At 39.5% G+C, this 12,761-nt stretch carries 12 protein-coding genes; 4 read left to right on the plus strand and 8 right to left on the minus strand.

The window, feature by feature from the left end; genetic code table 11:
• Positions 1-730 (plus strand): hypothetical protein (locus BCU84_RS20720; protein WP_157936215.1); only part of this gene is annotated, 730 nt, incomplete at its 5' end.
• Between the two features lie 265 nt (positions 731-995).
• On the opposite strand, the gene BCU84_RS09885 is transcribed toward BCU84_RS20720, so the two are convergent.
• The 4 genes from BCU84_RS09885 to ushA (BCU84_RS09900) all read right to left on the minus strand — a co-directional run bounded on the left by BCU84_RS09885 (position 996) and on the right by ushA (BCU84_RS09900) (position 6,345).
• Positions 996-1,457, minus strand: a complete 462-nt coding sequence (locus BCU84_RS09885; RefSeq protein WP_102527971.1) for an Hsp20 family protein — start codon at positions 1,455-1,457, stop codon at positions 996-998.
• 314 nt (positions 1,458-1,771) lie between these two features.
• Positions 1,772-3,475, minus strand: coding sequence for a bifunctional UDP-sugar hydrolase/5'-nucleotidase UshA (gene ushA / locus BCU84_RS09890; RefSeq protein WP_102527931.1), 1,704 nt, complete (start codon positions 3,473-3,475; stop codon positions 1,772-1,774).
• 333 nt (positions 3,476-3,808) lie between these two features.
• Positions 3,809-4,489 carry a carboxylesterase gene (locus BCU84_RS09895; RefSeq protein WP_102527932.1) on the minus strand — a complete coding sequence of 227 codons (681 nt, stop codon included), beginning with the start codon at positions 4,487-4,489 and terminating at the stop codon, positions 3,809-3,811.
• 143 nt (positions 4,490-4,632) lie between these two features.
• The gene (gene ushA / locus BCU84_RS09900; protein WP_102527933.1) at positions 4,633-6,345 is read right to left on the minus strand and encodes a bifunctional UDP-sugar hydrolase/5'-nucleotidase UshA; all 1,713 of its coding nucleotides are present in this window, start codon (positions 6,343-6,345) and stop codon (positions 4,633-4,635) included.
• Between the two features lie 478 nt (positions 6,346-6,823).
• On the opposite strand from ushA (BCU84_RS09900), the gene BCU84_RS09905 reads away from it, so the two are divergent.
• Entirely contained in the window at positions 6,824-7,828 is a 1,005-nt protein-coding gene (locus BCU84_RS09905) for a glutathione S-transferase family protein (protein WP_102527934.1), read from the plus strand.
• A 159-nt stretch (positions 7,829-7,987) separates the two neighbouring features.
• Here BCU84_RS09905 and BCU84_RS09910 read toward each other — a convergent pair whose 3' ends face one another.
• From BCU84_RS09910 to BCU84_RS09920, 3 genes are all read right to left on the minus strand, one after another.
• Positions 7,988-8,215: a DUF3389 family protein gene (locus tag BCU84_RS09910; RefSeq protein WP_102527935.1), complete on the minus strand. Its 228-nt coding sequence runs from the start codon at positions 8,213-8,215 to the stop codon at positions 7,988-7,990.
• Positions 8,216-8,332: 117 nt separating this feature from the next.
• Complete coding sequence (locus BCU84_RS09915) at positions 8,333-8,815, minus strand: peptidylprolyl isomerase (RefSeq protein ID WP_102527936.1); 483 nt, start codon at positions 8,813-8,815, stop codon at positions 8,333-8,335.
• Between the two features lie 170 nt (positions 8,816-8,985).
• Positions 8,986-10,200: a lytic murein transglycosylase gene (locus tag BCU84_RS09920; RefSeq protein ID WP_102527937.1), complete on the minus strand. Its 1,215-nt coding sequence runs from the start codon at positions 10,198-10,200 to the stop codon at positions 8,986-8,988.
• Positions 10,201-10,418: 218 nt separating this feature from the next.
• Here BCU84_RS09920 and BCU84_RS09925 point away from each other — a divergent pair, with 218 nt between their 5' ends.
• Both BCU84_RS09925 and BCU84_RS09930 read left to right on the plus strand, forming a co-directional pair.
• On the plus strand, positions 10,419-10,778 hold the full coding sequence (locus BCU84_RS09925) for a DUF2750 domain-containing protein (RefSeq protein ID WP_102527938.1): 360 nt from the start codon (positions 10,419-10,421) through the stop codon (positions 10,776-10,778).
• 135 nt (positions 10,779-10,913) lie between these two features.
• Entirely contained in the window at positions 10,914-11,555 is a 642-nt protein-coding gene (locus BCU84_RS09930; RefSeq protein WP_102527939.1) for a hypothetical protein, read from the plus strand.
• A 133-nt stretch (positions 11,556-11,688) separates the two neighbouring features.
• On the opposite strand, the gene BCU84_RS09935 is transcribed toward BCU84_RS09930, so the two are convergent.
• Entirely contained in the window at positions 11,689-12,684 is a 996-nt protein-coding gene (locus tag BCU84_RS09935) for a threonine/serine dehydratase (RefSeq protein ID WP_102527940.1), read from the minus strand.
• Positions 12,685-12,761: the final 77 nt, after the last annotated feature.

Here is a 12,761-nt window from a genome sequence, read left to right on the forward strand (position 1 = left end):
TCTAATACTAATTAGTATTACAGGTTGTTCAAGCTTTTTAAAGAGTCAAACCAAAGAAACATATAGTTACAATAGTTTAATTTCTAGTTCTCAAGCACAAGCTATCTCAAATAAATATTTCGTTAATACAAGTGAACCAAACAATAAAGATAACCACCAAGAAGAGTGGTTAAATAAAAAAATATTAGATGATTTTGAACAATTAGATGAAACAGAAAAAATGGTATTTAGAAATGACATGATAGATGAACTCATTATTCTTTCTGACTATAGTTTTAATGAGTACAAAACTATTGTTTATACTTCTAAAAAAGCTTTTGACTTTTCTGTTGATACGTACTCTCTGTTATTAACAGGAACGGCAAGTCTAGCTACAGGTGGCAGTACCGCAAATATTCTTTCTGGAGTTGCAACATTAGTGACAGGGGTAAGAAGCAGTTTTAATGAAACTGTCCTTTCAGAAAATACTGTTGATTTAATCGTAACCACAATGGAGGGAAATAGATTAACAGGAAAAGTATTGATTCTGAAAAGTAAGGATTTAGATATCAATAAGTATTCATTAAGAACAGCGCTTAGAGACATACTCGAAATGCATCAACAAGGTAATATTGTGGTCGCTTTAACTTCTTTAAAAAACTATAGTAGTAAACGTCACATAAAAGCTGAAGATGATATACAGAAATTTTACGAAGACAAAGTTAGTACCCCAAATCCCCAATTTGAATAATTTGTATCAATACTGAAAAAGTAGTTACCGGTAATTATCAATTTATAAATATTCTTGATATTAATTTCATTTACTAAAAAGCCCAACAAGGAAATAGATTCTCGTTGGGCAAAATAATCAGGGAAGATGTGAAACTTGTGCTACTTAAAATGCATGATGAGTGCATAGGGGAATTAAATAGCACGGATGAAACAATGTCTTACAAGGTTTGCTATCTCTCTTCATCAACCTCTCGTTGCAATGAGTAAGAGATAGCGTCGAAAGGTTAGCTTTCGATGGTATTGTTTACGTTAGCGCCGTTAATTTTAATCTTACGCGCTTTCAATGCTTCAGGAATTTCACGCACTAATTCAATATTTAATAGGCCATTTTCTAAGCCTGCTCCCACGACATTTACGTGATCAGCTAATTGGAAAGTACGTTCAAATCCGCGTTCAGCAATACCTTGGTGTAAGTATTTACGCTCATCGTTTACGGCTGCAACTTTGCTGCCTTTGACTAATAACTTGTCGCCTTCGCTGGTGATATCAAGTTCGTCCATGGTGAAACCTGCAACTGCCATAGTAATGCTGTAACGATTCTCACCCAGTAATTCGATGTTGTATGGAGGGTAACCAGTGTTACCATTTTGCACTGCAGCGTGCTCAGCCATTTTAGCTAAACGATCGAAACCGATTGCACTGCGGTAAAGTGGAGTTAAATCTGGAGTTAAGTTAAATTTGCGCATGTTCATACCCTTGTCTAAAGCAATATGTGAAAATAAATATGCCATTATTGGCGTTTGTCATTACCCTTACGGCGTAATGGAAGTTAGTACCTCTATTGAGCGTGCCTAACTTATAACTAGATATGAGAACGATATTTTTGTTTTCAAGTAAATATCGGAAATTATTTTTATTTATTTTGAATTTATTTTTTATAACACAACAAATACAGTGGCTTATGCTAAAAATAAATTTTATAAAAATGGCAACAAAAAAGGCAACCTTGCGATTGCCTTTCAGTTTTCTACACTAATTTATTCAAACTAAGCTTTAAAAATTAATAGATACTACAGCCTAAACTACTCTTAGATTGCTTGAATTTAAGCTCTCCATTTGGCGCATAGTCAGCAATATTTATCTGCTCATGCTGTTTAATGTAGTCATACAGTTCAATCGCATCAACATAGCCCGCTTCTAGAATATTAATCTTGGGATAGTTATCACCACCTGCTGCGCTAAAGCTTGGTATTGAGAAAGTATAGTTTTCATTAATGTCAAAAGGCTGATTATTAATTGTGTGTATTTCAACCTGCTGATCGCGGCACATCACCGTCATATCAATGCCATAAAACTGCGCGTAAGCGCCACTGGTCCGAGTATTAGTCGCCACTTTAGATAAATACTTAACTAACTTCTCACCAGACATTTCAGCAAAACCAATCGTATTTGAAAATGGCTGAACGGTTAATACATCACGGTATGCCACATCTCCGGCTTGAATTGATGCTCTAACGCCACCTGAGTTCATAATGCCAAAATCAGCACGCACTTTTTCACTGTGTACTTTCGCAATTAAGCGCCCTAAATTGGTTTGCTGCGCGCGAACCACTTTACGATCGCCTTGCAGTAAGCCATCCACTTTACCAATTATGACATCAAGCTCTGCGCTGCCTTTATCTTGATAAGGCTTAAGCGCCGCTTCAACATCTGCATTACGCTCGATAGGCTCAGCAACTGGCCACGCTAGTTTTTTACCAAATGCCATACGCTTTAAGTTAATTGGGATTAATTGATAATCGACTAAATACAACTTGTCATTCACGTACTCAAAGTCTGCACGACCTACATATCGCCCCCACTCATGAGCTTGCATAATGTAAGTTCCATTTTGCTTGTCAGGACGACACGAATCGCCAGGCATAAAACGCGTATCATACTCACTTTTACGCCCACTCATACACACGGGGTTTTGCGAATGGCCGCCAATAATAGCATCAAGATCACCCTCGTTTAGAGCTCTTGCCATAGTGACATCACCAGGGGCATTACTGCCAAATTCACCATTTTGATAATGGCCCATATGTGTTGCCGCAAACACTAAATCAATACTGTCGTCAGCATTAATTTGCGGTAACAGCTTTTGCATTTCTTCAATAGGGTTAGTAAAGATTAAAGATTCGGTATGAAGCGGATTCGTTAACTTTGGCGTATCGTCGGTGGTTAACCCCACAACAGCAATATTGATGTTACCGAGGTTAAACACTTTATAAGGCTCAAAATAACGCTCATTGGTGTCTTTACGATAAATATTCGCGGCAAGCATTGGGAAGTTTGCTAGTTCAGCTTGCTCATCCAAAACAGACAATGGGTTATCAAATTCGTGGTTACCGACTGCCATCGCATCATAACCAATCATATTCATACCAATAAAGTCTGGTACTGCTTTTTGTAAATCTGACTCTGGTACGCCTGTATTGATGTCACCGCCAGAAAGTACCAATGTATGGCCCCCTTCTGCAGTCACCTGTTTACGGATATTATCAATCACAGTAAAGCGAGCAGCCATACCAGCTTCACCCGCTTTATTTTGCCAAAAACGGCCGTGGTTATCATTGGTATGTAATACGGTAAACTTTGTGCAATTGTTATCTTCACAGGTTGGGCGTTGCTCGCAGCCACTTAAACTGAACAAACTGACACAAGCGACAACTAAACTAAGGCTCTGTGTTAATCGTTTTGTGTGCGGAATTTTTCTTATCATTATTCTATCCGTTTTTAACAGGGCGTAGACAAATTCAATCAATACGCAATAAAACTGTGTCACAAAAATGAGTGGCCATCTTAACAAAATACCAGCATTATATGTCATTTTTTTGAATTCAAAACCTTATAGAACAAGAGTTTATTCAATAATTTTGCAGCAATTGTCCTCATTAAAAAACAAGAGTTTTTTAATGATAGTGATAATGTATAAACAAAAAAGGCTTAGGGTGTAAGTTTATTAAACTTTCACCCTAAGCCTTTTATTTTATGATGGTTATTTAACCGAGCATATATCGTCTAAGCTCGAGTTATTATGCTATTTACAAAACAATTAGCGCATCAATTTAGACGAAATCCATGCACCAATTTCAGTTAACTGCTCAGGAATAACACTATGAGGCATTGGATAGGTTTTCCAAGTCGATGTATAGCCCGCTTTAGTGAGTGCATCAAAAGCCATTTTTCCGGCAAATAGTGGCACGACTTCATCTTGCTCACCATGATGTTGCAATAATTCTGTTTGTGCATTTGCTGAGTGTAAATCATCAGGTAAGCTTTCGCCGGCAGGTAAATAACACGATAACGCCATAATGCCAGCAAGTTTGTGCTCAAAACGTAAGCCACTAAATAAGCTCATGACACCGCCTTGACTAAACCCTGCCAGAATAATGTTTTCAGCGACAATACCTGCTTCTATTTGCTCATTAATCAACGCTTTTACGGCTGTTTCTGATGCGAGTACGCCATTAATGTCAGCACGATCATGTAAATCCATACTTTTAATGTCATACCAAGAACGCATGATATAGCCACCATTAATGGTCACCGCTTGTTCTGGCGCGTGAGGAAATACAAAACGAATACTGTGATTTTGTGGCAAGCCTAATAATGGCACTACAGGGGCAAAGCCTGCTCCAGAGTCACCAAGGCCATGAAGCCAGATAACACATGCGGTTACAGCTGTGGTCGGTTCAATAGTAATACGTTCAAGTGCTGTGCTTGCAGACGGCATAATCTAATCCTTTATTATTTATTGCCGCTATCTTAACTGAAAGAGTTTAACTCGTTAACCTATCAATAGAATTCTGTCCTTTCAGATAATAAAAAAGGTAGCCTAAGCTACCTTTTTTGATTAACAGTGTTACTCAAATTGAATTATTGAGCACAACTCTTAACTTCTGAACCATTACGGTAGAAGTTTAATTGCCCTTCTACAGGCGCGTAATCTTCAGCTGAGATTTCTGGATTCGCTACGAAATACTCACGGAATACAGCAGCATCAGTTAACTGAGTATCAATGTAGTTTTCATGTGTATTGATGACTGGGTAATCATCGCCACCAGCAGCGCTAAAGTGGATCACTGAGAAAGTGTAGTTTTCAGCAACATCAAACGAACGGCCACCTAAGCTAGCAATATCAACAGTGCCTGCATCACAATTAACATCCATTGCAACATCATTTAGTTGTGGGTAACCACCACCAGTTTTAACTGCAATATTAGCAAGATAGTCTTCAACTTCAGCCCCTGTCATTGTGACGTAAGCAACGAAGTTTCCGAAAGGTTGAACAGTTAACACGTCACGGTAAGAGATATCACCTTCAGCAATAGATGCACGCACACCACCTGAGTTCATCACACCGAAATCAGCCGTCACGTTGAAGTTATTAGTAACAAACTCAGAATATGCAGTTGTTAATAAATTACCTAGGTTAGTTTGCTCAACACGAACAACCTCACGGTCACCTTCTAACTTGCCATCTGTGTACGAGATAACCACATCAAGTAGCTCTTGGCCACGTTCTTGGTAAGGCTTAAGCATGTCATACACGGTTTGATTCTTTTCAATTTCTTCAGTAATGAAAACTAAATCACCGTTGTCATCTTTTTCTTTTAAATTGATAGGAATTAGCGAGTAGTTCGCAAGTGTCAACTCACCATCCATGTATTCAAAGTCAGCACGGCCAACATACTTGCCCCATTCGTGGGCTTGCATGATATAAGTGCCGTTTTGTTGATCTGGTTTACATTCTTCACCTGGGGCAAAGTCTGCGTAATCATCGCCTTCCATGCACACTGGATTTTGTGAATGACCACCAATAATCGCGTGTAATTGACCTTCTTCAACTGAGCGAGCCAACATAACATCGCCAGGTGCTTCAGTGCCGTGGTTGCCATCAGCATAGTGACCCATATGCGTGACAGCAAATACCATATCCACTTCTTCGTTAGCTTCGATTTCAGCTAATACTTTTGGTAGCTCAACTTGAGGATCTGTAAACTCTAAGTTTTCAACGTTTTCAGGGTTAACGATTTTAGGAGTATCTACTGTAGTGAAACCAATGATCGCCACTTTAAGACCGTTAATTTCGAATACACGGTATGGCTCAAAGTAACGTTCTTCAGCATTTTTGTCGTAGATATTTGCAGCAAGCATTGGGAAGTTAGCCAATGTAGATTGCATATCTAGCGTGCTTAAAGGGTTATCAAACTCATGGTTACCGACAGCCATTGCGTCATAGCCAAGTAAGTTCATGCCAACAAAGTCAGGAATCGCTTCTTGCATATCAGATTCTGGTACACCCGTGTTGATATCACCGCCTGATAAAAGAATTGTTTCGTCGCCACGACCTTCAACTTCTGCGCGGATTTGGTCAATAACCGTTTTACGTGCAGCCATGCCATACTCACCGTCGCTGTTTTCCCAAAAGCGACCGTGGTTATCATTGGTATGAATAACGGTAAAGCTAGTACAAGCATCACCCGCAGCTTCACATGCTGTTTGGTCTTTATCATCGTCACTGCTACAACCTGATAAGGCTGCAAGTACAGCTGTTGCAACGAGTCCTTTGTATAACGTGTTTTTCATGATCTAACCCCTAATCAATATATTTTTATATTTACGAGCTACCCAGCTCTGCGCCGAATCGTAGCAAACACTGGACTGTTTTTATGTCACTTTAATTACAGTTTGTGATATTTAACCCAATAACAACAATAAGTTACACTACTGATTACAAACCATTTATAAACAATGTTTTTTACGCTACTTATTCGTTATATCGAAAATGGAATCAATAAAAAGATAAGGGTGATAATCTGTTAATTTAAAATGACTTTGTGCAAAACAGTGCTTTGCCTGATTATCTTTTTAGTAAAACACCCCTTTAAATTACTGCTCAACAAGGCCGGGATCACAGTTTGACTTTCAGCCGATTTGATATAGACCCAGTTTTACACGCCATAAAATATCGAAAAAATAGAAAATTAATGACAATTTAATCCGCTTATTTTCGATAAATTAGTAATCTACACTTAATTTTTATTCTGAAGTCATAGGTGTGGGAATGGGATTGTTACAAAACGGACAATGGGTCGACCAATGGTATGCCACCAAAGAAAATGGCGGTAAATTTCAACGAGAAGATGCGCAGCTTCGCAACTGGATCACGCCTGATGGCTGCGCCGGATTATCTGGAAGTGCTGGCTTTAAAGCAGAGTCTGGCCGCTATCATTTATATGTATCATTAGCCTGCCCCTGGGCTCATCGAACCTTGATATTTAGGCAGCTAAAACAATTAACCGCGCATATTGGTGTCACTGTGGTTGAGCCACATATGCTTGCAAACGGTTGGGAATTTAAAGGCCCTAATCAATCAACAGATGCTCATGCTATTGATGGTGCTCAAGTTGATGAACTGTTTAATAAAGACTTTATGTATCAGGTATATCTGCAAGCAAAGCCCGATTATAGCGGCCGAGTGACGGTGCCTGTTTTATGGGATAAGCAGCAAAATACCATTGTGAGTAATGAGTCTTCAGAAATCATTAGAATGTTTAACTCAGCGTTTAATAAAGTAACTGGTAATACAGAAGACTACTATCCGTTAGAACTTCAATCAGAAATAGATTCTTTAAACGAGCTTATTTACCCCTACATCAATAACGGGGTTTACCGCTCAGGCTTTGCTACCACTCAAAAAGCCTATGAAGAAGCTGTAATGCCATTATTTGACACACTTGGTACCTTAGAAGCTATATTGGCTAACAAAAGGTATTTACTGGGTAATCAAATCACTGAAGCTGATTGGCGATTATTTACAACGCTTATCCGTTTTGACTGCGTGTATGTGGGACATTTTAAAACCAACTTACGTACGATTGAATCTTATCCAAACCTGTCGGGATATTTACGAGACTTATATCAACAACCAGGGATTGCCGACACCGTAAATTTTGAGCACATAAAACAGCATTATTACTTTAGCCATCAGCACATTAATCCAACTCAAGTAGTACCAGAAGGGCCGATTATCGATTACATGCGTCCACACAATCGCTCAGAACTTTAGAAACTCGATTTTAGGGGGGATTCTTTTACTCATCAGCATGAGTTATCGGTTATGGCTTGTGGCTTGTGGCTTGTGGCTTGTGGCTTGTGGCTTGTGGCTTGTGGCTTGTGGCTTGTGAGCAATAAATGATTGAGCATGGATATCGCACCAGCAGAGACTTTACTCTGGTGCGATACCCAGAATTTCAATCACTTCATAAAACTGTTGATTATTATCCAACTGCAAACTCCAGCGAACCGCACCAGCATCTGCAATCAGTAATAATCTATCTGCAATACACTTCATATCATCCACCATTGCAGTTAAGACAATACTATTCACGTTAAGGCGGCATTGCACTTCAAATGGTGTCACGACTAACTTGCCTTGTGAAAATTCAATAATCATCAATACATTTCCGATTTAGCCAAACTGAAAACAAAAATCCCAAGTGAGGTTCACTTGGGATTAAACAAAGCTTATAGCACTAAACTATTCACACTTAACAATTGATGTTAATCAATATTAGTGCTGATGACCGCCTTCACCATGTGAATGGCCGTGTGCGATTTCTTCATCAGTTGCTTCACGAACATCAACCACTTCAATATCAAAAGTCAGTTCACGCCCTGATAAAGGATGGTTAGTATCGATAGTTGCCATGAACTTACCAACTTTAACCACTGTCACTTGGCGTTGACCTTGTTCGGTATTAACAATAGCTGGCATACCCGCTTTCCAGACTTTAGCACCTTGCAAATGTTTTACTGAAACGCGCTGCTCAGCCACTTCCATACGTTCGCCATAAGTGTCTGCTGCAGGAGGCGTTACACTGAATTTAGCCCCAGCTTCTTTACCTGTTATTGCATCTTCAATACCTGGCATCATGTTGTCATGACCATGTAAGTAAGCAATTGGCGATCCGCCTTCGTTAGTTTCAATCACTTCGCCTTTCTCATCGCGAAGTGTGTAGTTGAAACGTACAACCATATTATCTTGAGCTGTCATCGAATGTCCTTAATTTACTTCGATTTCTATCATTGCCGCAGCTTAACAAATCGATTACCAAGCTGCCAGCAAAAAGCAGAACCTAATTACGTTCTGCTAATACTGAGTGATGAGCAAAAGGAAATGACACTCTCTTATCCCTACTATGATGTCATCACTCACTTTAAAGCTTATTGACTCAACGTCATACCGAGTGCTTCAAAGGTTTTTTCATCAGGGAAACCGTCGGCGATCAAGTTTTTACTGCGCTGAAATGCTTGTACACCTGCAATGGAGTTACGCCCTAACACGCCGTCAGGTTTACCGACATCAAAGCCTAATTCATTAAGCTTTGCTTGCATGACTTTAATGTCACTGCGATTAAACATGCCATGCTCAGGCGCACTGATTGCAAGCGGCGCAGCGCCATTAATTCGGTCAGCTAAATGGCCGACAGCAATGGCGTAAAACTCTGAACGATTCCAGCGCATAATGACATCAAAATTGTCGTAACCTAAAAATGCAGGCCCAGTGTGACCAGATGGCACATACAAAGATGCTGTCATATCAGGTGTTGATAACGCTTTACCGCTAGTTTGAGTAATATTAAGCTCAGCCCACTGAGTTAACGGTTGAGGGTGTTTACGGCCTAAATATTGATAGTCGTAGTTTTCAGGTAAGCTAACTTCACGTCCCCAACGTTCATTGGCTTTCCAGCCAAGTTGTTGTAAAAAATTAGCCGCTGAAGTTAGCGCATCAGCAGTGCTATTCCATAAATCGACTTTGCCATCGCCGTCGCCATCAACCGCATACTTAGCGTAATTGGTTGGCATAAACTGGGTGTGCCCCATTGCGCCAGCCCATGACCCCACCATAGTGGCATCATCAAAGTTATACTTTTCTTTCAGCTTTAATGCTTGCATTAACTCATTGGTGAAATAGTCACTGCGTCTTGGGTCACACGCCAATGTCGCTAAAGAGTTGAGCACCGACATTTTGCCTTTATAGCCACCAAAGTTGGTTTCTAATCCCCAGAACGAAATAATATATTGGCCAGGTACGCCGTACCTTTTAGTTAACTCGTTAAGCAACTCGCGATTTTCAGCAAGTAAGCGTCGGCCTTCTTTAACGCGCCAATCTGTCACGCGTTTATTAAAATAATTACCAAAAGTTTGACTAAATTCAGGTTGCTGATTATCAAGTTCTATAACCCGAGGAATAAATTTAAGGTTTGCGACGCTGGTATTAATGGTTTGTTCAGACAAACCTTCACTGCGTGCTTTGACTTTAAGGTTGTCAACACATTGAGCAAAATTGTCAGGCGCTGCGGTAGATTGAAGACTAACAAAGCAACTCGAAAGTAAAATCACTGACTTAAAAACAGGAGAAAATTTAAAACGCACCATAAATGAATACTTCTACAAATAATGACTGTTCACATCGTGACTGATAGCGATTCAGGAAACAAGAGCCTTTAAGTCTTAAATATTGAAATTTTGTGTTTATCTGGTTAATTTCAGTTCATCTTGAAATTGATATTGTCACATTCGCGTAATAGTGTTTTGTATTGTTTAGAGTTACCGTATAATCGACCCGTTAATTGAATTCATCAAAGAGACTAATCATGATTGAACAAACCCCTGCTGTTGCAAGCTTTATTGAGAACGTTAAAGAACATCAAGTCCTATGGGGCTTAGCGGATGAAACGGGCGAAGGTTGGGTTGTATGTGACTCTTCTGAATTCGAAGAAACTGATGTTATGCCTTTATGGTCAACAGAATCTGCAGCATCAAGCCATTGCACTGAAGAGTGGGCTGAGTACAAAGCAGTTAAAATTAGCCTAAATGAATTTTTAGAATACTGGGTTGGCGATTTAAACGAAGACGGCGTATTAGTCGGATTAGACTGGATTGCTGATCAAGAATGTATTGAAGTTGACCCAATCGTACTAGCAAAAGAATTAGTTGACGTAGAAGCCGAATAATCGCTGCTCATCAAGTTACGACAATATAACTGCTACAGCATATAGTTGCTACTACATAAAGCTGCTAGAACATTCGTGAAATATAACGAATTTCAGCAGCTTTTTTATTGAACCTCTTCTACCAATAGGTCTGCTGTGAACCATTTACCGCCTTTAGTTGAAATCCCTTTTGATTTACGCCATCAATGTTGGTTTTGTGCTGAACCGTCTAATGACGTTTTTAGTTTTTACGCTAAACCGAGTACACCGCACCCTTCCCTGACGGTTCCCGCTTGCAGTGAATGTGCCCGCTTAGCGAAAAAGAATCCGCTAACATCGATTTGGGATTGCCGCGACGGCGTAAAAGATGAGCTAATGAAGATTTACCATAAAGATTTAGCCATCGGGATTAACTGGACTGAAGAAGAACTAGAAGAGTCAGGCTTTGATTGTCGTATTCTTTCAGGCTTTAAAGAAAGTGCATGGATGATGTACAACATAGCTAAAGGCCGTATTAACGCAAAAGGTTGGCCATTAGTACTCAATGCAGTGGATATCGAACAAGGCTACAGCGGTCAATTTGAATTTGATGGCTTAACCTTTAACTCCCTCACTAAAGCAATAAACCATTATTGCGATACGTTAATGCTTAACAAACATCTATTAAGCGAATTATTAACCATTGTTGGCAAAGACAAGTTTGCCTATGCCATTAGGTTATGCCGAATGAATATTGGCATCACCAAAGAACATCAAAAACTCCTGCTACAGCAAGTGAAAGAAGAGTTTGAACAGTAACTTTGGCAATATTCAACACGTGCAAAGGTATTAAGCTGCAGCTGTTGTTTAACGCTGCATTAAGATGTACGTGGCGCTTGTCTAGACTTTGAGAGAAGCGAAAACGACAAGCGTTACGATTCACTCTTAAATGTTAAGTTACTTTTCCATCCCGAAAACCAGATAATTCACAAGCCTTTTCTAACTCATCAGGTGATGCATTTGAGCCGCTAAACTGAAGTACAATCTTCTTACCCGCTAACTGCTTTCTTAACTTCCATGCTGCCATAATTGTTGAACTCCCCGCGCCTTCCACTAAATTCTTGGTATGGTGAGCAGCTAAGGCTATACCTTGCAAAATTTCTTGCTCTGATAAGAGAACAAAGTCATCTAATTTATCACGATAAATATTAAAAGTAGTTTCGTAGGCTGTACCTGTGGCAAAACCACCTGCAAAAGTTTGATTTGAGCTTGCGACAATTTCCTTGCTAGACCATGATTGATAAGCTGCCGAAGATAATTCTGCTTGGACAGCATAGATACTGATTCGAGGAGATATTGATTTTAGTACAGTAACCGCTGATGCCACTTCGCTACCACCACCTAACGGTAAAATCACAGCATCAATATCTGGAATATCTTCGATTATTTCGAGAAACTCTGTACCAACACCATTTACTACAAGTGGCTCGTTTGCTGGATGAACGTAGTAATAACCTCTAGTTTGGTTAATTTCAGTTACAACTTTAGCCGCTTCGTCAAAATTTTCACCTGACTCAATCACGTCAGCACCTGCATTTTTAATTAATTTAATTTTCACAGGATTAGATCCGACAGGCACTACGACAATTGCAGGAATGCCAAACATCTTCGCTGAAGTGGCAACAGATAAACCATGATTACCTGTAGAGAAAGTAACAACCCCGTTCACGTTAGCTTTTTTGAGGTGTGACATAATGTTTATGCCTCCTCTGATTTTAAAACTGCCGGTTATATTTTGATTCTCATGCTTCACATACACCTCACAACCAAGCAGCTTGGATAAACCATCATACTTAATCAGAGGTGACCGATTTATATAAGCTGAAACAACCTTTTTAGCTTTATATATCTCATGAAGCGAGATGGGATATTTTTTTAAACTTTCCACTGTACCTCCTTGTGACTTAACGCTGTTTAAAGCAGTAAATTGCCGTTGGCTACAATAATTAAGGCACTAATGAAAAG

The organism is Shewanella sp. 10N.286.51.B7 (genome assembly GCF_002873615.1).
Lineage (GTDB): Bacteria > Pseudomonadota > Gammaproteobacteria > Enterobacterales > Shewanellaceae > Shewanella > Shewanella electrodiphila.

Bases quoted from the DNA above. Each gene is read 5' to 3' on its own strand.
- BCU84_RS09925 (WP_102527938.1), top strand. From the start codon at position 10,419: ATGATTGAACAAACCCCTGCTGTTGCAAGCTTTATTGAGAACGTTAAA.
- BCU84_RS09915 (WP_102527936.1), bottom strand. From the start codon at position 8,815: ATGACAGCTCAAGATAATATGGTTGTACGTTTCAACTACACACTTCGC.
- ushA (WP_102527933.1), bottom strand. From the start codon at position 6,345: ATGAAAAACACGTTATACAAAGGACTCGTTGCAACAGCTGTACTTGCA.
- BCU84_RS09905 (WP_102527934.1), top strand. From the start codon at position 6,824: ATGGGATTGTTACAAAACGGACAATGGGTCGACCAATGGTATGCCACC.
- BCU84_RS09920 (WP_102527937.1), bottom strand. From the start codon at position 10,200: ATGGTGCGTTTTAAATTTTCTCCTGTTTTTAAGTCAGTGATTTTACTT.
- BCU84_RS09885 (WP_102527971.1), bottom strand. From the start codon at position 1,457: ATGCGCAAATTTAACTTAACTCCAGATTTAACTCCACTTTACCGCAGT.
- BCU84_RS09910 (WP_102527935.1), bottom strand. From the start codon at position 8,215: ATGATTATTGAATTTTCACAAGGCAAGTTAGTCGTGACACCATTTGAA.
- BCU84_RS09895 (WP_102527932.1), bottom strand. From the start codon at position 4,489: ATGCCGTCTGCAAGCACAGCACTTGAACGTATTACTATTGAACCGACC.
- ushA (WP_102527931.1), bottom strand. From the start codon at position 3,475: ATGATAAGAAAAATTCCGCACACAAAACGATTAACACAGAGCCTTAGT.